This window comes from Paracidovorax valerianellae (genome assembly GCF_900102625.1).
Taxonomy (GTDB): domain Bacteria; phylum Pseudomonadota; class Gammaproteobacteria; order Burkholderiales; family Burkholderiaceae_C; genus Paracidovorax; species Paracidovorax valerianellae.
Genome location: NZ_FMZC01000014.1, coordinates 1 through 20,804, shown reverse-complemented (window position 1 = coordinate 20,804; position 20,804 = coordinate 1). Strand labels below are relative to the sequence as shown.

General features: G+C 65.5%; 21 protein-coding genes. 16 read left to right on the top strand and 5 right to left on the bottom strand.

The window, feature by feature from the left end:
• Positions 1–72: 72 nt before the first annotated feature.
• The gene (gene glmU, locus BLT03_RS18640; protein ID WP_092745268.1) at positions 73–1,503 is read left to right on the top strand and encodes a bifunctional UDP-N-acetylglucosamine diphosphorylase/glucosamine-1-phosphate N-acetyltransferase GlmU; all 1,431 of its coding nucleotides are present in this window, start codon (positions 73–75) and stop codon (positions 1,501–1,503) included.
• Between the two features lie 3 nt (positions 1,504–1,506).
• The gene (locus BLT03_RS18635) at positions 1,507–2,328 is read left to right on the top strand and encodes a sensor histidine kinase (RefSeq protein WP_092745267.1); all 822 of its coding nucleotides are present in this window, start codon (positions 1,507–1,509) and stop codon (positions 2,326–2,328) included.
• Positions 2,329–2,392: 64 nt separating this feature from the next.
• Here the strand turns inward: BLT03_RS18635 and BLT03_RS18630 are convergent, their stop codons facing one another.
• Positions 2,393–2,902, bottom strand: coding sequence for an Lrp/AsnC family transcriptional regulator (locus BLT03_RS18630; RefSeq protein ID WP_092745266.1), 510 nt, complete (start codon positions 2,900–2,902; stop codon positions 2,393–2,395).
• A 136-nt stretch (positions 2,903–3,038) separates the two neighbouring features.
• Between BLT03_RS18630 and glmS the strand changes: the two genes are divergently transcribed.
• Together glmS and BLT03_RS18620 are read left to right on the top strand one after the other, a co-directional pair.
• Positions 3,039–4,958, top strand: a complete 1,920-nt coding sequence (glmS, locus tag BLT03_RS18625; RefSeq protein ID WP_092745370.1) for a glutamine--fructose-6-phosphate transaminase (isomerizing) — start codon at positions 3,039–3,041, stop codon at positions 4,956–4,958.
• 33 nt (positions 4,959–4,991) lie between these two features.
• On the top strand, positions 4,992–5,318 hold the full coding sequence (locus tag BLT03_RS18620; RefSeq protein WP_139160447.1) for a hypothetical protein: 327 nt from the start codon (positions 4,992–4,994) through the stop codon (positions 5,316–5,318).
• 89 nt (positions 5,319–5,407) lie between these two features.
• Here the strand turns inward: BLT03_RS18620 and BLT03_RS18615 are convergent, their stop codons facing one another.
• The 3 genes from BLT03_RS18615 to BLT03_RS18605 all read right to left on the bottom strand — a co-directional run bounded on the left by BLT03_RS18615 (position 5,408) and on the right by BLT03_RS18605 (position 7,115).
• Positions 5,408–5,986, bottom strand: a complete 579-nt coding sequence (locus BLT03_RS18615; RefSeq protein ID WP_092745264.1) for a cytochrome b — start codon at positions 5,984–5,986, stop codon at positions 5,408–5,410.
• Positions 5,983–6,609 carry a TetR/AcrR family transcriptional regulator gene (locus BLT03_RS18610; protein WP_175537803.1) on the bottom strand — a complete coding sequence of 209 codons (627 nt, stop codon included), beginning with the start codon at positions 6,607–6,609 and terminating at the stop codon, positions 5,983–5,985. The genes BLT03_RS18615 and BLT03_RS18610 overlap by 4 nt, the downstream gene beginning before the upstream one ends.
• 161 nt (positions 6,610–6,770) lie before the next feature.
• Positions 6,771–7,115, bottom strand: coding sequence for a CopD family protein (locus BLT03_RS18605; RefSeq protein WP_092745368.1), 345 nt, complete (start codon positions 7,113–7,115; stop codon positions 6,771–6,773).
• On the opposite strand from BLT03_RS18605, the gene BLT03_RS18600 reads away from it, so the two are divergent.
• Together BLT03_RS18600 and BLT03_RS18595 are read left to right on the top strand one after the other, a co-directional pair.
• Complete coding sequence (locus BLT03_RS18600) at positions 7,067–7,393, top strand: helix-turn-helix domain-containing protein (protein ID WP_092745263.1); 327 nt, start codon at positions 7,067–7,069, stop codon at positions 7,391–7,393. The genes BLT03_RS18605 and BLT03_RS18600 overlap by 49 nt on opposite strands.
• Before the next feature lie 37 nt (positions 7,394–7,430).
• On the top strand, positions 7,431–7,799 hold the full coding sequence (locus BLT03_RS18595) for a hypothetical protein (protein WP_217640180.1): 369 nt from the start codon (positions 7,431–7,433) through the stop codon (positions 7,797–7,799).
• A gap of 29 nt (positions 7,800–7,828) precedes the next feature.
• Here BLT03_RS18595 and BLT03_RS18590 read toward each other — a convergent pair whose 3' ends face one another.
• Positions 7,829–8,728: a LysR family transcriptional regulator gene (locus tag BLT03_RS18590; RefSeq protein WP_092745262.1), complete on the bottom strand. Its 900-nt coding sequence runs from the start codon at positions 8,726–8,728 to the stop codon at positions 7,829–7,831.
• Between the two features lie 124 nt (positions 8,729–8,852).
• On the opposite strand from BLT03_RS18590, the gene BLT03_RS18585 reads away from it, so the two are divergent.
• The 10 genes from BLT03_RS18585 to BLT03_RS18540 all read left to right on the top strand — a co-directional run bounded on the left by BLT03_RS18585 (position 8,853) and on the right by BLT03_RS18540 (position 20,801).
• Positions 8,853–10,991, top strand: coding sequence for a 3-hydroxyacyl-CoA dehydrogenase NAD-binding domain-containing protein (locus tag BLT03_RS18585; RefSeq protein WP_092745366.1), 2,139 nt, complete (start codon positions 8,853–8,855; stop codon positions 10,989–10,991).
• A 169-nt stretch (positions 10,992–11,160) separates the two neighbouring features.
• Positions 11,161–12,339 (top strand): acetyl-CoA C-acyltransferase, encoded by a 1,179-nt coding sequence (locus tag BLT03_RS18580; RefSeq protein ID WP_092745261.1) that lies wholly within the window; start codon positions 11,161–11,163, stop codon positions 12,337–12,339.
• A 19-nt stretch (positions 12,340–12,358) separates the two neighbouring features.
• On the top strand, positions 12,359–13,555 hold the full coding sequence (locus tag BLT03_RS18575) for an acyl-CoA dehydrogenase family protein (RefSeq protein WP_092745260.1): 1,197 nt from the start codon (positions 12,359–12,361) through the stop codon (positions 13,553–13,555).
• A gap of 22 nt (positions 13,556–13,577) precedes the next feature.
• On the top strand, positions 13,578–14,714 hold the full coding sequence (locus BLT03_RS18570) for an acyl-CoA dehydrogenase family protein (RefSeq protein ID WP_092745259.1): 1,137 nt from the start codon (positions 13,578–13,580) through the stop codon (positions 14,712–14,714).
• An 18-nt stretch (positions 14,715–14,732) separates the two neighbouring features.
• Positions 14,733–15,539, top strand: a complete 807-nt coding sequence (locus BLT03_RS18565; protein WP_092745258.1) for an oxepin-CoA hydrolase, alternative type — start codon at positions 14,733–14,735, stop codon at positions 15,537–15,539.
• Positions 15,540–15,589: 50 nt separating this feature from the next.
• Positions 15,590–16,837, top strand: a complete 1,248-nt coding sequence (locus tag BLT03_RS18560) for a CaiB/BaiF CoA transferase family protein (protein ID WP_092745257.1) — start codon at positions 15,590–15,592, stop codon at positions 16,835–16,837.
• A 117-nt stretch (positions 16,838–16,954) separates the two neighbouring features.
• Positions 16,955–17,959 carry a Bug family tripartite tricarboxylate transporter substrate binding protein gene (locus tag BLT03_RS18555; RefSeq protein ID WP_092745256.1) on the top strand — a complete coding sequence of 335 codons (1,005 nt, stop codon included), beginning with the start codon at positions 16,955–16,957 and terminating at the stop codon, positions 17,957–17,959.
• Between the two features lie 92 nt (positions 17,960–18,051).
• The gene (locus BLT03_RS18550) at positions 18,052–19,065 is read left to right on the top strand and encodes a Bug family tripartite tricarboxylate transporter substrate binding protein (protein WP_092745255.1); all 1,014 of its coding nucleotides are present in this window, start codon (positions 18,052–18,054) and stop codon (positions 19,063–19,065) included.
• Positions 19,066–19,116: 51 nt separating this feature from the next.
• Positions 19,117–19,866 (top strand): electron transfer flavoprotein subunit beta/FixA family protein, encoded by a 750-nt coding sequence (locus BLT03_RS18545; RefSeq protein ID WP_092745254.1) that lies wholly within the window; start codon positions 19,117–19,119, stop codon positions 19,864–19,866.
• 2 nt (positions 19,867–19,868) lie between these two features.
• Complete coding sequence (locus BLT03_RS18540) at positions 19,869–20,801, top strand: electron transfer flavoprotein subunit alpha/FixB family protein (protein WP_092743548.1); 933 nt, start codon at positions 19,869–19,871, stop codon at positions 20,799–20,801.
• Positions 20,802–20,804: the final 3 nt, after the last annotated feature.

Here is a 20,804-nt window from a genome sequence, read left to right as displayed (position 1 = left end):
CGCCGATAATCGGCGGATTCTTCCAGGGCCGCCGGTCGCCGTGCCGCGCGGCCGCAACCGAACGGACCCTACATGACAGCACTGGACATCATCATCATGGCGGCGGGCAAGGGCACGCGCATGAAAAGCCGCACCCCCAAAGTCCTTCAGCGCCTGGCCGGACGGCCGCTGCTGCGCCATGTGCTGGACCAGGCCGCGAGCCTGCAGGCGCGCCGCGTGGTCGTGATCACCGGGCATGGGGCGATGGAAGTGGAAGCGGCCGTCGCAGGAGTGCCGAGCGCTGGCGCCGGGTTCGACCTGAAGTTCGCGCGGCAGGAGCCGCAGCTCGGCACCGGCCACGCCGTGCAGCAGGCCATGCCGGCGCTGACTGGCGACGGCACGGTGGTCGTGCTGTCGGGCGACGTGCCCCTGACGCAGGCCGCCACCTTGCGGGCCCTGGTGGAGGCTTCGGCGCACGAGCGCCTGGCGCTGCTGACCGTGGCGCTGCCGGACCCGACGGGCTACGGCCGCATCGTGCGCGATGCCGCTGGCGCCGTGCAGGGCATCGTCGAGCACAAGGACGCCACCGAGGCCCAGCGCGCCATCACCGAGGTGTACAGCGGCATCATGGCCGTGCCGGCGCGGCGGCTGGCCGGCTGGCTGGCCCGGCTGCGCAACGACAACGCGCAGGGCGAGTACTACCTGACCGACATCGTCGCCATGGCCGTTGCCGACGGCGTGCCCGTGGCGGCGCACCGCATCACCGATGCGCTGCAGGTGGCCGGCGTGAACAGCCCCCTGCAACTGGCCGAACTGGAGCGTGCGCACCAGGCCCGCCAGGCCGCGGCGCTGATGGAGCAGGGCGTGCGCCTGGCCGACCCCGCGCGCTTCGACCTGCGCGACGATGTGCGCACCGGCGTGCCAGGCCGCCTGGTCTGTGCGCAGGATGTGGAAATCGACGTGAACTGCATCTTCACCGGCCATGTGGAACTGGGCGAGGGCGTGCAGATCGGCGCGCACTGCTGCATCGCCAACGCCACCATCGCGGCGGGCGCGGTGATCCACCCCTATACGCACATCGATGGCGAAAAAGCGGGGGTCGAGGTGGGTCCGGGCGCGCTGGTCGGCCCATTCGCCCGCCTGCGCCCCGGCGCCCAGTTAGGCCGAGAGGTGCACATCGGCAATTTCGTCGAGGTCAAAAATTCCACGCTGGCCGACGGTGCCAAGGCCAACCATCTGGCCTACCTGGGCGATGCCACGGTGGGCGAGCGGGTGAACTACGGCGCCGGCAGCATCACCGCCAACTACGACGGCGCCAGCAAGTTCCGCACCGTCATCGAAGCCGATGTGCACATCGGCAGCAACAGCGTGCTGGTGGCGCCGGTGACCATCGGCGCCGGCGGCACGGTGGGCGGTGGCTCCACCATCACCAAGGATGCGCCGCCCGGGGCCTTGAGCGTGGCGCGCGGCCGGCAGGTGATCATCGAGAACTGGAAGCGCCCCGCCAAGGCGCCCAAGGCCTGAGCCATGGACGGCCCGCACAGCGATCCACAGAGCGGCCTGGGCGCTTTGCCGACCGACGAGGTGGCGCGCCTGAAGGCCGAACTGGAAGCCGCGCGGCAGGAGCAGGAAACCTTTCTGCGCGCCGTGTCGCACGACCTGCGCGCGCCGGTGCGCCACATCCTGGCCTATGGCCGGCTGGCGCGCGAAACCGTGGCGGAGAGCAATGCCGATCCCGAAGCGCTGCAGTTCCTGGACACCATCGCGCAGGCCGGCCAGCAGTTGGGCAGCATGATCGACGGCCTGATCCAGCTGGGGCGCATCGGCTCCGCGCCAGTCTTACCAGGCCCGTTGGACCTCGGGCCAGCCTTGCACAAGGCAATGGCCGCCGCCCTGGCTGCCGCTGCGGCGGCACCGCAAAAAACCGCAGCTGCGACCGCTGACTGGCCCGGCTCCGTGCAGTGGGATTTGCCGTCGGCCGATGCCTGTCCGATGGTGTGGGCCGATGCCGGCTGGCTGCACGACGTGCTGCTGGCGCTTCTGGACAACGCCCTCAAGTTTTCACGCGGCGCGCAGCCGCCACGCATCGTTGTGCAGGCTCAAAAACAGGGTGAGCAGCACATCGCTATCACTGTGCAGGACAACGGCGCGGGCTTTGCCGCTGCGCAGGCGGGCCAGCTGTTCCAGGTGTTTCAGCGGCTGCATCCGGTCAGCCAGTTCGACGGCCTGGGGCTCGGGCTGGCGCGTTGCCGGCGGCTGGTCACGCGCATGGGCGGCACCATCGACATCAGCGCGGTGCCGCAGCAAGGCTGCACGGTGCGCGTGGTGTTGCCGGCGGTGTGTGACTGACGGCTTCAGCCGCTTCTCAGCCGCTTCTCAGCCGCTTCTCAGCTGCATCTCAGGCGTGCCAGCGTCAGCCCGTGCGATCCACCGCGTCGGGACGAACGCATGGCACCTTCGGTGAGAACTTGCTGCGCTGCAGGCTGAAGAATGCCTTCACGTTGCGCACGTTGCCGTCGCTGGAGAAAAGCCGCTGGGCCAGCGCCAGATAGTCGGGAATGTCCTGCGCATACACCACCAGGATGAAATCCGGCCCCGGCGAGACGCGGTAACACTGCTGCACGGCGTCTTCAGGCTGCATGCGTTGTTCGAACGCTGCCAGCCGGTCGGTGTCCTGCCGGTCCAGCGTGACTTCGACGATCGCTGTGATGCCATGGCCCAGGTGCCGCGCCAGTGCGTCGGGCTGCAGCAGGGCCACCTCCCGCTCGATCACTCCGGATTCCCGCAGGCGTTTGATTCGCCGCAGGCACGTCGGAGGGGACACCCGCACTTGTGCGGCCAGCGCCTGATTGCTGAGCGTGGCGTCGTTTTGCAGCGCATCCAGCAACTGCAGGTCGATATCGTCGAGAAATAATGAATCCATAGGAATGTATTTTATGGAATTTAATTTCTCTACCATCATTTGGTGAAATTTAATTTCTTATATTGTTTTAAAAATATAGAGATATTTCTTGAAGCTCTGCCTACCATCGCTCATCCAAATTCCTCAGGAGATGACCATGTGCGGCATCGTCGGCGCGGTTTCCACGCGCAATATCGTTCCCATCCTCGTGCAGGGCCTGCAGCGGCTCGAGTACCGCGGCTACGACTCCTGCGGCGTGGCCATCCACGATGCCAGCCTGGGGGCATCGCGCACCGGCGGCCTGCGCCGCGCCCGCAGCACGGCCCGCGTGGCCGAGCTGCTGGAGCAGGTGAGCACGGAACAGGTCGAAGGCGCCACCGGCATCGCCCACACCCGCTGGGCCACGCATGGTGCGCCGGCAGTGCACAACGCACATCCCCACTTCAGCCATGGCACGGGCGCTGAGCCTGCGGCGGACGAGCCCCTGCGGTTGGGCCGCGTGGCACTGGTGCACAACGGCATCATCGAAAACCATGAAGAACTGCGCGCTGCCTTGCAGGCGCGCGGCTATGCATTCACCAGCCAGACGGACACCGAAGTCATCGCCCATCTGGTGGACAGCCACTACAGCGGCGACCTCTTCCAGGCCGTGCAGGCTGCCGTCACCCAGTTGCATGGCGCGTATGCCATCGCCGTCATCCACAAGGACGAGCCCCATCGCGTGGTGGGCGCGCGGGCCGGGTCACCGCTCATCCTGGGCGTGGGGGAGGGCGAGCATTTCCTGGCCAGCGACGCCATGGCCTTGGCCGGCGTGACCGACCAGATCGTCTATCTGGAAGAAGGCGACCTGGTGGACCTGCAACTGGGCCGCTACTGGATCGTGGGCAAGGGCGGGCAACCGCTGGACACCAACCGGCGCCCCGTGCGCACGGTGCAGGCGCACAGCGGCGCGGCCGAGCTGGGCCCGTACCGCCACTACATGCAAAAGGAAATCTTCGAGCAGCCCCGCGCCATCGCCGACACGCTGGAAGGCGTGCGCGGCATCGTGCCCGAGTTGTTCGACGGTGCGCCTGGTGCGGACGGCGAGCCTGGCGCCGCGGCCTGGCGCGTGTTCAAGGACATCGACTCCGTGCTCATCCTGGCCTGTGGCACCAGCTACTACAGCGGGTGCGCGGCCAAGTACTGGCTGGAATCCATCGCCGGCATTCCCACCCAGGTGGAAGTGGCCAGCGAGTACCGCTACCGCACCAGCGTGCCGAACCCGCGCGCGCTCGTCGTCACCATCAGCCAGTCCGGCGAAACGGCTGACACGCTGGCCGCGCTGCGCCATGCCCAAAGCCTGGGCATGCTGCACACGCTGACGATCTGCAACGTCTCCACCAGCGCCATGGTGCGCGAATGCAAGCTGGCCTACATCACGCGGGCCGGCGTCGAAATCGGCGTGGCCTCGACCAAGGCCTTCACCACCCAGCTGGCCGGGTTGTTTCTGCTCACGCTCGCGATTGCGCAGTCGCGCGGCCGCCTGAGTGAAGAGCAGGAAGCCGAGCACCTCAAAGCCATGCGCCACCTGCCCGTCGCGCTGCAGGCCGTGCTGGCGCTCGAGCCCCAGATCATCAGCTGGGCCGAAGACTTCGCCCGCATGGAAAACGCGCTGTTTCTGGGCCGCGGCTTGCACTACCCCATCGCGCTCGAAGGCGCCTTGAAACTCAAGGAAATCAGCTACATCCACGCCGAGGCGTACCCGGCGGGTGAACTCAAGCACGGCCCCCTGGCCCTGGTCACCAGCGCCATGCCCATCGTGACTGTCGCACCGAACGACACGCTGCTGGAAAAGCTCAAGAGCAACATGCAGGAAGTGCGCGCCCGAGGCGGCGTGCTGTATGTGCTGGCGGACGGCGACACGCGCATCGAAAGCGGCGAAGGCCTGCACGTGATCCGCATGCCCGAGCACTACGGACCGCTTTCGCCGCTGCTGCACGTGGTGCCGCTGCAATTGCTGGCGTACCACACGGCGTGTGCCAGAGGGACGGACGTGGACAAACCGCGGAACCTGGCGAAGAGCGTCACGGTGGAGTGAGGCTTGCTGGTCTGAGGGCACCCGGTCCGCACGATGCGTGATTTGGATAGATCAGGCCGAAAAATCGGCAAGGTGCGAAAGTGCACCGCTGCCGACGTTTCGGGTGTCGAACTCATGCTGCCGACGGAAGCTGGAAACTACAGCGCCATCAGCGCATTCCGCCTGCGTGACCTGCGCACGATGGAGCAGGCGCGTGAAGCGCAGGCGCACTTTTTGGCTCGGCATCGGATTCTCGTAGTAGCCAAGTCGGGCCTGGCCTCCGAGCCGGTGATGAGCGTCACGCCTGCACTTTTCAACTCCACGTCCGAACTCGACCGTTTGGTAGTTGCCATCCAGGCGGAGCGCAATCTCTTTGCTTGAGCCAACGGCCCTGGCGGGGGGTGAATGTTCTATCGCTGCGCGGTGACTACGCTGGAGTCTCAATAGAGCATGGGCTTGGTACTCGTCGTTTAACCACCAGGCAGCATTCGCTTCAGCACGTTGTCACGGCGCACCCCATGGTGGAACAGCGCTGCCACCACGTGCACAAGCACCACCAGCCAAGCGATGTACTTGCCGATGAAATGGTGAACGGCATCGATTGGCGCTTCGAACGCGTCCCAGCCCAACGCGAACGTGTGGCTGATCCAGTGAAACAAGGCGGTCTCGTTGAACCCTGCGAGCGTGAAGAGCCCGAAATTGGTTGGTGCGCCTGTCCCAAGGTAACCCGTCAACGGCATTGCGATCAGCAATCCGTAAAGCCCCCAGTGCGCGGCATGGGCTAACGCGTGTTCCCACCGCGAGCCGGGCGGTTGCGCCGGCTGCGCGTCCCACCCGCGCCATAAGAGCCGGGGTATGACGAGGAACCCTACGATGAGCCCGAGCACCCAGTGGATGTTCAGCACGGGCAGGGCTTCAGGCGCCATGTCATCCATGAACCAAATGACGTAGTAAACGACCAGGTAAGCCCCGATGAACGCACCGGCGCTCGTCCAGTGGAAGAATTTCGCGAGGCTCCCGAAGCTTTGCGAGGTGTTGTGCCATCTCATGGGGTGCCGTCCATCATCGAAGCGGAAGCGGAAGCGATAGCGATAGCGGTGTCGGGACGGGTGAGAAGGCCGCCGAGCAGTCGGTCCAGCCCTTCCAGTGCCTGAGTCAGCCGCTCGGATGGGTCTCCGTCGGGTTCTGCGATCCAGAAGGAGGCCTCGGTCACCACGCCGTAAAGCATGCGCGCCATGGCTCCGACATGCAGCGACGGAGTCACCGTGCCTTCGTCGATCAGCCGTTGCAGCGCGTTTTCCAGTGCCGCGATTCCGATGGACTGGGCGGTCTGGGGCACGTCGCCCAGGACTGCGCGGGCGTCTTGGAGAATGATTCGCCGGATCTCAGGTTCCAGCGCCAGTTGCAGGTAGGTGCGGCAGCGCTGGCGAAAGCCTTCCCACAGCGTGGGCGCGGCTTGGGATACGGCATCCAGGCGTTCGGTGACCTCGGCTTCGATCTGTTCAATCACCCCAATCAACAGGCCCTGCTTGCTGCCGAAGTGGTGGTAGAGCGCGCCCCGCGTCAAGCCGGCTTCACCCGTAAAGTCGTCCATGGATGTGTGGGCGTAGCCATGGGTGGCAAAAGCCTGCCGTGCAGCCGCAAGCAGCTTGGCACGTGTTTCTTCGATCATTTCGGCCCGGGTTCGACGCTGCTGCACGGCAGACTCCAAATTGACATACGTCACGCATGTTAATTTGCATACATGTCGTATGTCAATGTGCAGCGGACTACCGTGACTGAGCACTGAGCCTGTTTCAAGAACGCGCTGGAGGACGGCAGCGGGCCCGCCTGCTAAGGTTTGAGCACAACCAGTAAAACGATTGCCCCGACGCCGATGACCGCCATGGCGGCGCTGTGCCGCTCCCAACCGGATTGCTTGCCGGCGCCGTGGCGCATGCGCTGGCGGAGCCTGCCCGACAACACACCGTGCAAGCCCGACAGCACCAAGACGATAGCGAGCTTGGCATTGAGCCACCCCGTGCCGAGCCAGCCGCCCCAGACCGCCAGGCCCAGCCCCAGTGCCCACACCATGACCAGGCCCAGTTCATCCAGCGACAGGACACACAGTCGATCAAGGGCTTCAGCCCGTGCTGGCCTGGCCCTGGATAAAGCTCCATGGCAGCTCTCGCTCGACATGCTGGCTCCGCCAGGCCCGCAGCAGCCAGCGCACCCTCAACCGCCGCTTTCAGGAGCAGCTTGGCATGTCTCCTGCCCAGTGGCTGGTGCGCGCCCGCGTGCGGCGGGGGCAGGAACTGCTGGAAAGCACATCGCTGAGCATCGAGCAGATCGTGTCGAAAGTGGGGCTGGGGTCGAGCGCCAATTTCCGGGCGCAGTTCGTTCGGCAGGTGGGCGTGAGTCCCAGCGAATACCGGCGCAGCTTTGGCGGTCGCAGCTTTGGTGCATCGCTGGCATGACAGCAACCTCCTTGACCATCACAAGGTCCATCAGCCCATGAATTGCATCGAGGAAAGCCGGAGGCTGGTCGACGAAGCCTTTGCCGATGCAGACCAGTCGGAAGTCCATTTGGCTGCAGCGCAGGGCTTGCTGGCTGCTCGGTTGAAGGAGCATCCCGACTGCGTTGCGACGCTCACCTGTCTCGGTGCCGTGCTGTGCGACCAAGCGAATCATCGAAAGGCCATCCGGGTGCTTGAAAAGGCCGTGAAACTGGGCTCCAGCGACCGCAATACCTATTTCAACCTGGGTGTTGCCCTGGTCGCTCTCGGTGCCCGCAAAGAGGCCATGGCGAACTTCAAGCGAGCGCAAGGCCTCGACGCCTGGCCTGAATCGTGGGCCGCCTACTTTGACGCGCAGGCGCAGTAGGGGCGGAAGTTGCTGCCCGCCTTACCCGCTCAAGGCGCCGCGGTTGAGGGAGTGGCTTTCGCCAGCAGGAAGTCGATGCAGGTTCGCACGGCCCGTGTCTGGTGGCGGTTGGGCAGGTACAGCAGGTACATGTGGGTGCCGAAGATGCTCAGGCGGTATTCATCGAGGGTGGTCAGCACCTCGCCGCTTTCCAGCTTGTCCTGCACCACGTAATCCGGCACCAGCCCCACGCCCAGGCCGGCGAGGATGCCCTGGCGAAGGAACGGGAAGTGCTCGGAAATCATGGTCGGCTCCAGCATCACCTCATGCCGTTCGCTGCCTTGATAGGCCGCCAGTCGCAGTTGGCGCCCGGTCACGCCGGCGGTGATCACGGGGCTGGTGCGCAGGGCATGCAGCGTGCGCGGCAGCCCGTGGCGGTGCGCATATTCGAGAGAGGCGCAGGCCAGATATCGCACGGTACCCAGGCTGCGGGCCACCAGCGACAGCGGCGGCTCCTGCACCACGCGGATGGCGATATCGACGTCGTCGCGCAGGTTGTCGGCGCGGTTCTCGAACAGGACGTCCAGCACGATGCCCGGATAGGTGCGCTTGAATTCGATGAGCCAATCGCTCACCACGATCTGCCCGTAGCCGCTGGGCACGCTGATGCCCACGCGGCCTTGCAGGCCCTGGCCCAAGGTGGTGACGGCTTCTCGGGCCGCAAGCATTTCGTTGTGAATGGTGCGCCCGTGCTGGTACAGGCGCAGGCCGATTTCCGTCGGCTCCACGCGCCGGGTGGTGCGCTGCACCAGTTGCACGCCCACGTCCTTTTCCAGCTTGGCGAGGTGGTAGCTCACGTTGGCGCGCGTCATCTTGAGCTTGCGCGCAGCCTGGCTCAGGTTGCCGCTGTCGATGATTTCGACCAGCAGGGTCAGCGATTGGGAATCCATGTCTCAGCGAGATATTGGTTTAAATCATTTGACAGTCTGTCAATGATTCATGGGATTGTTAGAAACCATTGTCGCCGTAAGAATGGTCCCTGGACTTTCCGTACCCATAAAAGGAGACATGCGCATGACTCGTGAGGCAGCGGCTTCGGTCGTTCAGACACGCCAGCAGGGCGACGTGCTGGTGGTCAGCATCCACAACCCGCCGGTCAACGCCTTGGGCGCGGCAGTGCGTCAGGGCCTGCTGGCTGCCATGGAGAAGGCCGAGGCCAGCACCCAGGCCAAGGCCGTGTTGATCGTAGGCGAGGGCAAGGCTTTCATCGCCGGCGCCGACATTCGCGAGTTCGGACAACCTGCGGTGCCGCCGTCGTTGCCCGACGTCTGCGCGCGCATCGAGGCATGCACCAAGCCGGTCATCGCTGCGATTCATGGCGCCGCGCTGGGCGGTGGACTGGAAGTGGCTCTGTCGGCGCACTATCGCCTCGCGCTGCAGAGCGCTTCCGCAGGCGCTCAACTGGGCTTGCCCGAGGTGAACCTGGGCCTGCTGCCGGGCGCCGGCGGCACGCAGCGTGCTCCGCGTCTGATGGGCGTGAAGGCCGCCGCCGAATTGATGCTCGGCGGCAAGCCGTTGTCAGCCAAGGCGGCGCTGGCCGCGGGTCTGGTGGACCAATGCGTGGAAGGTACGGATCCCACAGCGGCCGGCCTGGCCTATGCCAATGCCTTGCTGGCACAGAACGCCCCGGTGCGCCGCACGCGCGACCTTGCCATTGCAGAGCCGGCGGCCGCACTGGCCGCACTGGCCGACCTGGACGCGCTGGCGGCCGACACGGCACGCAAAAGCCGAGGTTTGTTCTCGCCCATGAAGATCATCGAATGCGTGCGCGCCGCCGTCGAATTGCCGTTCGATGAAGGCATGGCCAAGGAGCGCGCGCTGTTCATGGAATGCCTGGACAGCCCGCAGCGCGCTGGCCTCATCCACGCTTTCTTTGCCGAGCACGAAACCTCCAAAATTCCCGAGGCCCGGGCCGCTGCGCCGCGCCCCGTCGCCCGGATCGCCGTCATCGGCGGCGGCACCATGGGCGCGGGCATTACCGTGTCGGCGCTGGACGCGGGCCTTTCGGTGGTGATGGTGGAGCGGGATCCTGAATCGATCGCGCGCGGCCGGGCCAACGTGGAAAAGGTCTATGACGGCCTCATCGCCAAGGGGCGCATGACCGAGCCGGCCAAGGCGGCCACCATGGACCGCTACACCGCCAGCACGTCCTACGACGCGGTCAAGGACGTGGACCTGGTGATCGAGGCGGTGTTCGAAGACCTCGACGTCAAGAAAGCCGTGTTCCGGGAACTGGACCGCGTCTGCAAGCCTGGCGCCGTGCTGGCGACCAACACCTCTTACCTCGACATCGATGCGATCGCTGCCGCCACTGCGCGCCCTCAGGATGTGATCGGCCTGCACTTCTTCAGCCCGGCCAACATCATGAAGCTGCTGGAGATCGTGGTGCCCGCCAAGGTGGCGCCCGACGTGGTGACGACGGCCTTCGAACTGGCCAAGCGCATGAAGAAAATTCCGGTGCGCGCAGGCGTGTGCGACGGCTTCATCGGCAACCGCATCCTGGCCGTGTACAAGCAGGCTGCGGACTACCTCATGGAAGACGGCGCCAGCCCCTACGAGATCGACGCGGCCGTGCGCGGCTTCGGCTACCCCATGGGACCGTTCCAGGTGACCGACCTGGCGGGCGGCGACATCGGCTGGGCCACACGCAAGCGCCGCGCCGCAACGCGCGATCCGAAGGCTCGCTATGTCGAGATTGCCGACCGCATCTGCGAGCGCGGCTGGTTCGGCCAGAAGACGGGGCGCGGCTTTTACCGGTATCCCGAAGGCTCCCGCGCAGGCCAGCCCGACCCGGAAGTGCTGGCCATCGTCGATGCCGAGCGCGCCAAGAAGGGCATCACCCCGCGCAGCTTCACGCCCGAAGAGATCATGCGTCGCTACCTGGCGGCGATGGTCAACGAAGGCGCCAAGGTGGTGGACGAGGGCATCGCCCTGCGTCCGCTGGATGTGGACGTGACCTTTCTGTCTGGGTATGGTTTCCCGCGCTTTCGGGGCGGGCCCATGAAGTACGCCGATATGGTGGGGCTGGCCACGATCCTGGCCGACATCCGCGAGTTCGCCAAGGAAGACCCTCTGTTCTGGCAGCCAGCCCCGCTGCTGGAAAAGCTGGTGGCCGAAGGCAAGAACTTCGACAGCCTGAACAAAGCCGCCTGAGCCGCGGCCGGCTTTCCCTCGATTCGGGTGAACAGCTGGCAAGTGCTTCAAAAATAAGAGCCGCCAGCGCATGTTTATCAAGGGTTCAATGGGAAATGGCATCGAAACCCTTGCAATGAATGCGCTGGCAGCTATCAAAAAGATACTAGAAACCGACCGGGACACATTAATGCGCGAAGCCGTCATCGTTTCCACTGCCCGCACTCCGCAGGCCAAATCCCACCGCGGTGAATTCAATGTCACGCCCGCGCCGCAATTGGCGGCGTATTCGGTCAAGGCCGCCGTGGAACGCGCGGGCATCGACCCGGGGCTGATCGAAGATCTGATCCTGGGCTGCGGCAACCCCGAGGGCATGCAGGGCAAGAACCTGGGTCGCCAGACCGTTCTGCGGGCCGAACTGCCGCTGTCCATTGCCGGCACCACGGTCACGCGTTTCTGCGCCTCGGGCCTGCAGGCCATCGCCATCGCGGCCGGCCGCATCGTGGCCGAAGGCGTGGACGCGATGATCGCCGGCGGGGTGGAGAGCATTTCGGGCGCCCGCGCCCTGGGCACGCCCGCCGATCTCGACCCCTGGCTGGTCGAGCGCAAGCCCGAGCTGTTCATGGCCATGATCGACACGGCCGACGTGGTGGCCCAGCGTTACCGGATCAGCCGCGAAGACCAGGACGCGTTTTCGCTTTTGAGCCAGCAGCGCACGGCTGCCGCGCAGGACAACGGCCTGTTCGCCGACGAAATCATTGCCTGCGCCGCACGCATGATGGAAAAGAACAAGGACACGGGCGAAGTCACCTACCGCGACGTGATCGCCACCCGCGACAACTGCAATCGCCCTGGCACGACCCTGGAAGGCCTTGCCAAGCTGGAGCCTGTGAAGGGCGAAGGCCATTTCGTGACGGCCGGCAACGCCTCGCAACTCTCCGACGGGTCCAGCGCGTGCGTGCTCATGGACGCCCGGCAGGCCGAACGACTGGGCCTGCAGCCGCTGGGGGCTTTCCGCGGCATGGCGGTGGCTGGCTGCGAGCCCGACGAAATGGGCATCGGCCCGGTGTTCGCGGTTCCCAAGCTGTTGAAGCGCCATGGCCTCACGGTGGACGACATCGGCCTGTGGGAACTGAACGAGGCGTTCGCCTCGCAAGCGCTGTATTGCCAGCGGCAACTGGGCATTCCGCTGGAGCGCTTGAACGTCAACGGTGGCGCGATCTCCATCGGCCACCCTTTCGGCATGACCGGCGCGCGCCTGGCTGGCCACATCCTGCTCGAAGGCCGGCGCCGCAAAGCCAAGTACGGCGTAGTCACCATGTGCATCGCCGGTGGCATGGGCGCTGCCGGCCTGTTTGAAATCTATTGAGACCGTTCGGAAACACCCCATGGATCTGCAGTTCACCTCCCAAGAAGAAGCCTTTCGCGCCGAAGTCCAGGCCTTCCTCAAGGACCAGCTGCCCGCGCGCATCGCCGCTAAGGTCAAGGCCGGCCAACGCCTGAGCAAGGCCGACCAGGAGGAGTGGCATGCCATCCTCAACGCGCGCGGCTGGCTCGCCAACCACTGGCCCCAGGAGCACGGCGGGCCGGGCTGGGGCGCGGTCGAGAAGTTCATCTTCGATACCGAATGCGCCTTGGCCGGCGGCCCGCGCATCGTGCCTTTCGGCGTGAGCATGCTCGGGCCGGTGTTGATCAAGTACGGCAACGAAGCGCAGAAGCGCCACTGGTTGCCGCGCATCCTGAGCGGTGCCGATTGGTGGTGCCAGGGTTATTCCGAGCCTGGTGCGGGTTCGGACCTGGCTTCGGTGAAGACCACGGCGGTCCTGCAGGGCGACCACTACGTCGTCAACGGGCAGAAGACCTGGACCACCCAGGGTCAGCATGCCAACATGATCTTCTGCCTGGTGCGCACCAACCGCGAAGCCAAGGCCCAGGCGGGCATCAGCTTCTTGCTGGTGGACATGAACAGCCCCGGCGTGGAACTGCGCCCGATTCGCACGCTGGACGGTGACCATGAGGTGAATGAAGTCTTCTTCACCGATGTGAAGGTGCCCGTGGAAAACCTGGTGGGCGAAGAAAACAAGGGCTGGACCTACGCCAAGTACCTGCTGACCTATGAGCGCACCGGCATCACTGGCGTGGGTTTTTGCATCTCCGCCCTGGCGAAACTCAAGGTCATCGCCGCCACGGTGCACAAGAACGGCAAGCCGATCGATCAGGACCCCCTGTTTGCAGCGCGAATAGCGCGCGTCGAGATCGATCTGGAGAACATGAAGACCACCAACCTGCGCGTGATCGCCGCAGTGGCCGGCGGCGGGGTGCCGGGTGCGGAAAGCTCCATGCTCAAGATCCGCGGTACCGAGATCCGGCAGGAGATTCTTTCGCTGATCCGGCGTGCCATGGGCGTATACGCCGCGCCTTTCATCGAAGAAGCCCAGTACGAGGGCTTTGCCGATGCGCCGGTCAGCCCTGAAGAAGCCGCGACGGCGGCCGCCAACTATTTCAACTACCGCAAGCTGTCGATCTTCGGCGGCTCCAACGAGATCCAGAAGAACATCATCTCCAAGATGATCCTTGGCCTGTAGTGGATTGGGAAAAGAGTTTTCTATGAACTTCGTGCACACCGAAGACCGCCGCATGCTGGCGGACAGCCTGAACCGTTTCATCGCCGAGCAATATGGCATCGAACACCGCAACCAGCTCGCCTACGGCGATGAGGGCCACAGCCCCGCGCTGTACGCCCAGTTTGCCGAGCTGGGCGCCATTGGCGCCCTGTTCCCCGAGGCCGCAGGCGGCTTTGGCGGTGCGGGCTTCGACATCAGCGTCGTGTTCGAGGCCCTGGGCCGCGGCCTGGTGGCCGAGCCCCTGCTGGGCGCCCTGGTCGTGGGCCAGGCACTGATCGCAGCGGGCACCGAGGCGCAAAAGGCCAGGCTTGAGGACATCGTGAGCGGCGGTGTGATTGCCGCCCTGGCGCACGATGAGCCCGGCAGCCACTACGAGCTTTCCAACGTGTCCACCACGGCCACCAAGACCGCCCACGGCTGGGCGCTGAACGGCGCGAAGGCCGTGGTGGCTTTCGGCGAGAAGGCCGATCTGCTGCTGGTTTCCGCCCGCACGGCGGGCAATCCGTTCGATGCGGCCGGCATCAGCCTGTTCCTGGTGGACGGCAGCGCGCCCGGCATCGCCAAGCGCGGCTACAACCGCATCGAAGGCGGCCGTGCGGCCGAGTTGACGTTCACCGATGTGCAGTTGGGCAGCGATTCCCTGCTGGGCACCGAAGGCGAGGGCCATGCGGTGCTGGAGCATGTGCAGGGCTATGCGCTGCTGGCGCTGGCGTCCGAGGCTTTGGGCGCCATGGAGGTGGCCAAGGAGAGCACGCTCGAATACCTGCAGACGCGCAAGCAGTTCGGCGTGGTGATCGGCACCTTCCAGGCGCTGCAGCACCGCATGGCGGATCTGCTGCTGGAGGTGGAGCAGATGCGCTCTGCCGTCATCAATGCCGCCGATGCCATCGACAACGCCGACGGTGCGCCTCGGAAGCGGGCCTTGTCCGCCGCCAAGTACACCGCAGGCTATGTGGGCACGCTGGTTGCCGAAGAAAGCATTCAGCTGCACGGCGGTATCGGCATGACCTGGGAACTGCCCCTTTCGCACTATGCCAAACGCCTGGTGCTGATCGACCACCAGTTCGGCGATGAAGACCACCACCTGGGCCGGTTCATGGCCCTGGCCCATCCACGCTGAAGCGTTGAAAGGTTTGCCATGATGGAGACGACCCAGCCCTTGATGGAGCGGCGCGAAGGTGCCGTGCTGGTGCTGAGCAACAACAACACGGCCGCGCGCAATGCGCTGTCGCCTGCGTTCTATGTCGCGCTGACGCAGGCTTTGGCTGACGCGCAGGCCGATCCGGCTGTCGGCGCCATCGTGCTGACGGGCGAGGGTGGCCATTTCTGCGCAGGCGGCGATTTGCGCCAACTCGCCAAGCGGCGCGAACTGAGCATTGAGGAGCGCCGCGCCAAGCTCGATGGATTGCACGACCTGATCCGTACGGTGCGCGACTGCGAAAAGCCCGTGATCGCTGCCGTGGAGGGCGCTGCCGCCGGTGCGGGGCTGTCGCTGGCACTGGCGTGCGACATGCTGGTGGCTGCCCGAAATGCCGTGTTCTCCGTGGCGTACGTGAAGGTGGGCCTCACGCCGGACGGCGGCGCCACCGCTTTCCTGGCGGAGTTCGTCTCTCGCCAGGTGCTGACCGAGCTTTGCCTGACGGGTGAGCGCATTTCGGGCGAGCGCCTGCATGCGTTGGGCGCCGTCAACCGCCTGACCGAGCCGGGCGAGGCCCTGGCGGGCGCTCTGGCGCTGGCAGGCAGCGTGGCGAATGGGCCGCAACGGGCCATGGCACGCATCAAGCGCCTGTGCCGTTCGGCGCCACAGGCGTCGTTGGAAGAGCAATTGGAAAGCGAAGCCCGCTTCATGGTGATCTCGCAAGCCACGCAGGAGTCGCGCGAAGGCATCGGCGCATTCCTGGAGAAACGCACGCCGGACTTCACTCCCCTGCGCGGCCTGGATTGATGGCCGGCCGCTTGCACAGCACCCCAGAACATTCCTCAGGAGACCCACCCATGACCACCGCAGACCCGTCACAGGACATCGACTTTCCGCTGGAAGGGGTGCGTGTGCTCGATCTTTCGCGCGTTTTTGCCGGGCCGCTGTGCGGCCAGGTGCTGGCCGACTTCGGTGCCGAGGTGATCAAGGTCGAGCACCCGGGCCGTGGCGACGATACGCGCGACTGGGGCATGCGCATCGGCAAGACCGAGACCACTTACTACAACAGCATGAACCGCAACAAGCGGTCCATCACGCTGGATCTGCAAAGCCCCGAGGGCCTGCAGATCGTCCACGACCTTCTGCCGCAGTTCGACGTGGTCATCCACAACTTCAAGACCGGCGGCGCCGAGAAGCTGGGCCTGGGGTACGAGCAGCTCAAGGCGATCCGGCCCGACCTGATCTATTGCGCCGTGGCCGGCTATGACAGCAGCGGCCCGGAGGCCAAGCGCCCGGGCTACGACTTGGTCATCCAGGGCGAATCCGGGCTGATGGCTCTGAACGGCGAGGCCACGCAGCCGCCGCTGAAATTCGGCGTGGCCGTGGTGGACTTGATGACCGGCATGTATGCCGCGCAGGCCGTGCTGGCGGCGCTGTTCCGCCGCGAGCGCACCGGCAAAGGGCGGCTCATCGAGATGGCGCTGTATGACTGCGGCATCATGGTCACGGGCTACTACGGGCTTGATGCCATGCAGCTGGGCCACGACCCTGAGCGCTATGGCAATGCCCACCCGTCCATCGTGCCGTACGGCATGTATGACGCCGCAGACGGCCCGCTGATCATCGCCGTGGGCAACAACGCTCAGTTCGACAAGTTCTGCCGCCAGGTCATCGAGCGGCCGGACATCGTGGAGGACCCACGCTTTTCCACCAACGTGAACCGCGCGAAGAACCGGCTGGAACTGGGACCGTTGCTCAAGGAGCTGATTCGAGCCTTCCCGCGCGACTTGCTGCTCGAGCGCCTCACCGCCGCCGGCATTCCCTGTGGCCGCGTGGCTGGCCTGCACGAAGCGCTGACCAGCGAGCGCACGCGCCGCAGCGGCCTGCTGCGCGACATGCCGCACCCCGTGGTCGGCACCACCCCGGTCTTTGCGCCGCCCTATCGCATGGATGGCCAGCGCCTGCCCATCCGCAACGCCCCGCCCACGCTGGGCGAGGGTACGCGCGAGGTGCTGCACCGCCTGCTGTCGATGAGCGACGACGATCTTCAGCAGCTGCAGCAACGCGGCGTGCTGACGCTTCCGGGGGACACGCCCGCGGCCTGATGGCCTGACCCCGGTTTTTCCGCCCGGCCCCTTGCGCACAAACCGCACCAGACGGTGCAACGGGGCCGCTGACATCCCTTGACGACGACGATCGCAAAGATCACAGGAGACAACGCTATGGGAAACGAATTCAACCGCCGCCATTTGCTGCAGGGCTTAGCTGCCCTGGGGAGCGCCAGCGTGCTCGGCCATGCCGCAGCGCAGCCCGCCAAAGCCGCCTGGCCGACCAAGCCGATCCGGCTGATCGTGCCGTTCAACGCGGGGGGCGCGACGGACATCATCGCCCGCACGGTGGGCGAAGCCCTGTCCAAGCGCGTGGGCCAGCCCGTGGTGGTCGACAACCGGGCAGGTGCCGCGGGCATCCTGGGCACCGACGCCGTAGCCAAGGCGGCGCCCGATGGCCACACCCTGCTGGTGTCGCTCAGCACGTCGATGCTGATCAACCAGTTTCTGTACACCAAGCTGCCGTACGACCCGCAAAAGGACATCACGCCCATCACGCAGATCGCGGCGGCGCCGGTCACGCTCGTGGTGCATCCGTCCGTGCCTGCCAGCAACATGAAGGAACTGCTGGCCTATGTGAAGGCCAACAAAGGCAAGCTCTCGTACGGGTCCTGGGGCGTGGGCTCCTATGCCCATCTGGCGGGTGCCTACATGAGCAAGACCATGGACGCGGACATGACACATGTCGCCTACAAAGGCGAGGCTCCCATGATTCAGGAGCTGATCGGTGGCCAGCTGCAGATGTGCTTTTCGAGTGCACTGAACACCAAGCCCTTCATCGACGCTGGCCGTCTTAAGGCCATCGGCGTGACGGGCCGGCAGCGCATGGACATCTTGCCCACGCTGCCCTCCATCGATGAGCAGGGCGTGAAGGACGATGCCTATGCAATCTATGGCTGGGTGGCCATGGGAGCGCCGGGTGGGTTGCCCAAGGACATCGTGGACCAGCTCTACGCCCATCTGCGCGAGATCGCCAAGGACCCGAAGGTGCTGGAACGCACCGTGGGCGCCGGCTTCCTGCCGCTGATGAACAGCCCCGAAGCCTTTCGCGAGAACTACCAGCGCGATATGCCCGTGTGGAAGGCGCTGGTCGAAGAAGCCGGCGCCAAGCTGGACTGAACCTTTTGGCGGCCCAGCCTCTGCGCTCAGCGCGGAGGCTGTGGCAGCGCCATGCATTGACTGATTTGACTGTTGGATTGACTGGAAAACCCATGACTTTGCCCGGTACTGCCCCTTTGGCCCGCACCCGCCGGTGCGCTCTCGCGGTTCTGGCCGCCGCCCCCTGGTGGATCGGCACCGCCAGCGCACAGCAGGCGGCGCCGGCCTGGCCCGCCAAGATGATCAAGCTGGTGGTGCCCTTTCCGGCGGGCGGGCCTACGGACACGGCATCGCGCATCGTCGGGCAGAAGCTGGCGGATCGCCTGAAGCAACCCGTGGTGGTGGACAACCGCCCCGGCGCATCGGGCTCCATCGCCGCATCGCAAGTGGCAAAAGCCGACCCTGATGGCTACACCTTCATGATGCTGGCCACTCCGACCCTGCTGGCCCCGCACCTGTACAAGAAGCTGAGCTATGACACGGTCAAGGATTTCACCCCCGTCGCCACCGTGTACGACCTGCCCATCGTGGTGGTCGTCAACCCGGCGCAGATGCCGGACGTGACCGATCTGCGCAAGCTCATCGACCATGCCAAGGCGCAGAAGACGCCGCTCAACTACACCAGTTCCGGGACGGGCAGCTTCGGGCACCTCAGCATGGAACTGCTCAAGCAGATGGGCCATTTCGACATGCAGCACGTGCCCTACAAGGGCGGCGTTCCGGCCATCACCGACACCCTCGGCGGCCAGGTGCCCATCATGTATGCCGATCTGGTCGCCGCGCTGCCTCACATCCAGGCGGGCAAGCTCCGCGCCATTGCCGTGGGCTCGCCACAGCGCGTGAGCATGCTGCCCGATGTGCCGACCATCGCAGAACAAGGCTTCAAGGGGTACGACGCCGTGTCCTGGGGTGGCCTGCTCGCGCCGCCCGGTACGCCCAAGGCAGTCGTGGACCGCGTGGCGAACGAGGTCAAACAGATCCTGGCCGAAAAGGAAACGCAGGAGAAGCTGCTGCATGCCGGTGCCATCGCGCGATACGAAGACCCCGCACAGATGGCCAAGCGGGTGCAGCAGGACTACGCCAAGTGGGGCCAGCTGATCCGCGACAAGGGCATCGCCTCGGAGTGACCGCCGAGGGCTCCGTCAACCTATCTATCGCACAGAGGAAAGAACGCTCTCATGAAAATTCTCGTACCCGTCAAGCGCGTGGTGGACTACAACGTGAAGGTCCGGGTGAAGTCGGACAACACGGGTGTGGACATCGCGAACGTGAAGATGAGCATGAACCCCTTTGACGAGATCGCCGTCGAAGAGGCGGTCCGCCTGAAAGAAAAGGGCGTGGTGACCGAAGTCATCGCCGTCTCCTGCGGCGTGGCCCAGTGCCAGGAAACGCTGCGCACCGCCATGGCCATCGGCGCCGACCGCGCCATCCTGGTGGAAACCGCCGAAGAGCTGCAGCCCCTGGCCGTGGCCAAGATCCTGAAAGCGCTGGTGGACAAGGAGCAGCCCCAGCTCATCATCCTGGGCAAGCAGGCGATCGACGACGACGCCAACCAGACCGGCCAGATGCTCGCGGCCCTGGCCGACCTGCCCCAGGCCACCTTCGCCTCCAAGGTCGAGGTGAGCGGCGACAAGGTCAACGTCACGCGCGAAGTCGATGGCGGGCTGGAGACCATCTCCCTCACGCTGCCGGCCGTCATCACGACCGACCTGCGCCTGAACGAGCCGCGCTACGTCACCTTGCCCAACATCATGAAGGCCAAGAAAAAGCAGTTGGACACCATCAAGCCCGAAGACCTCGGGGTCGATGTCAAGCCGCGCCTTAAAACCCTCAAGGTCTCCGAGCCCCCCAAACGCGGTGCCGGCATCAAGGTGCCCGACGTCGCCGCCCTGGTGGACAAGCTCAAGAACGAAGCAAAGGTGATCTGAACATGACAGCCCTCGTAATTGCCGAACACGACAACGCCAGCATCAAGCCCTCCACCCTGAACACCGTCACGGCCGCAGTGGCCTGCGGTGGCGACGTGCACATCCTGGTGGCCGGCAACGGCGCCGAAGCCGCCGCCCAGGCCGCCGCGCAGATCGCCGGCGTCGCCAAGGTCATCCACGCCGACGGCGCCAGCCTGAAGGACGGCCTGGCCGAGAACGTTGCCGCCCAGGTCCTGGCCATTGCCGCCAACTACAGCCACATCCTGTTCCCGGCCACCGCCAACGGCAAGAACGTCGCGCCCCGCGTGGCCGCCAAGCTCGATGTCGCGCAGATCAGCGACATCACCAAGGTGGACAGCCCCGACACCTTCGAGCGCCCCATCTACGCCGGCAACGCCATCGCCACCGTGCAAAGCAGCGATGCGACCAAGGTCATCACCGTGCGCACCACGGGCTTTGACGCCGCCGCTGCCACCGGAGGCTCTGCCGCTGTCGAGAAGGCCGATGCCGCCGCCGACACCGGCAAGAGCAGCTTCGTGGGCCGCGAAGTCACCAAGAGCGACCGCCCCGAGCTCACCGCCGCCAAGATCATCGTCTCCGGTGGCCGGGCGCTGGGCAGCAACGAAAAGTTCACCGAAGTGATGACCCCGCTGGCCGACAAGCTGGGAGCTGCCATCGGCGCCAGCCGCGCGGCGGTGGATGCGGGCTACGCGCCCAACGACCTGCAGGTGGGGCAGACGGGCAAGATCGTGGCGCCGCAGCTGTACATCGCGGCGGGCATCTCGGGCGCGATCCAGCATCTGGCGGGCATGAAGGACTCCAAGGTGATCGTTGCGATCAACAAGGACCCGGAAGCGCCGATCTTCAGCGTGGCCGACTATGGCCTGGAGGCCGATCTGTTCACGGCCGTGCCGGAACTGGTCAAGGCGCTCTGACCG

Bases quoted from the DNA above. Each gene is read 5' to 3' on its own strand.
- BLT03_RS18565 (WP_092745258.1), top strand. From the start codon at position 14,733: ATGATGGAGACGACCCAGCCCTTGATGGAGCGGCGCGAAGGTGCCGTG.
- BLT03_RS18540 (WP_092743548.1), top strand. From the start codon at position 19,869: ATGACAGCCCTCGTAATTGCCGAACACGACAACGCCAGCATCAAGCCC.
- BLT03_RS18550 (WP_092745255.1), top strand. From the start codon at position 18,052: ATGACTTTGCCCGGTACTGCCCCTTTGGCCCGCACCCGCCGGTGCGCT.
- BLT03_RS18555 (WP_092745256.1), top strand. From the start codon at position 16,955: ATGGGAAACGAATTCAACCGCCGCCATTTGCTGCAGGGCTTAGCTGCC.
- BLT03_RS18635 (WP_092745267.1), top strand. From the start codon at position 1,507: ATGGACGGCCCGCACAGCGATCCACAGAGCGGCCTGGGCGCTTTGCCG.
- BLT03_RS18545 (WP_092745254.1), top strand. From the start codon at position 19,117: ATGAAAATTCTCGTACCCGTCAAGCGCGTGGTGGACTACAACGTGAAG.
- BLT03_RS18575 (WP_092745260.1), top strand. From the start codon at position 12,359: ATGGATCTGCAGTTCACCTCCCAAGAAGAAGCCTTTCGCGCCGAAGTC.
- BLT03_RS18560 (WP_092745257.1), top strand. From the start codon at position 15,590: ATGACCACCGCAGACCCGTCACAGGACATCGACTTTCCGCTGGAAGGG.
- BLT03_RS18570 (WP_092745259.1), top strand. From the start codon at position 13,578: ATGAACTTCGTGCACACCGAAGACCGCCGCATGCTGGCGGACAGCCTG.
- BLT03_RS18595 (WP_217640180.1), top strand. From the start codon at position 7,431: ATGAATTGCATCGAGGAAAGCCGGAGGCTGGTCGACGAAGCCTTTGCC.
- BLT03_RS18610 (WP_175537803.1), bottom strand. From the start codon at position 6,609: ATGATCGAAGAAACACGTGCCAAGCTGCTTGCGGCTGCACGGCAGGCT.
- BLT03_RS18605 (WP_092745368.1), bottom strand. From the start codon at position 7,115: ATGTCGAGCGAGAGCTGCCATGGAGCTTTATCCAGGGCCAGGCCAGCA.
- BLT03_RS18630 (WP_092745266.1), bottom strand. From the start codon at position 2,902: ATGGATTCATTATTTCTCGACGATATCGACCTGCAGTTGCTGGATGCG.
- BLT03_RS18620 (WP_139160447.1), top strand. From the start codon at position 4,992: ATGCGTGATTTGGATAGATCAGGCCGAAAAATCGGCAAGGTGCGAAAG.
- BLT03_RS18580 (WP_092745261.1), top strand. From the start codon at position 11,161: ATGCGCGAAGCCGTCATCGTTTCCACTGCCCGCACTCCGCAGGCCAAA.
- BLT03_RS18615 (WP_092745264.1), bottom strand. From the start codon at position 5,986: ATGAGATGGCACAACACCTCGCAAAGCTTCGGGAGCCTCGCGAAATTC.
- glmS (WP_092745370.1), top strand. From the start codon at position 3,039: ATGTGCGGCATCGTCGGCGCGGTTTCCACGCGCAATATCGTTCCCATC.
- glmU (WP_092745268.1), top strand. From the start codon at position 73: ATGACAGCACTGGACATCATCATCATGGCGGCGGGCAAGGGCACGCGC.
- BLT03_RS18590 (WP_092745262.1), bottom strand. From the start codon at position 8,728: ATGGATTCCCAATCGCTGACCCTGCTGGTCGAAATCATCGACAGCGGC.
- BLT03_RS18585 (WP_092745366.1), top strand. From the start codon at position 8,853: ATGACTCGTGAGGCAGCGGCTTCGGTCGTTCAGACACGCCAGCAGGGC.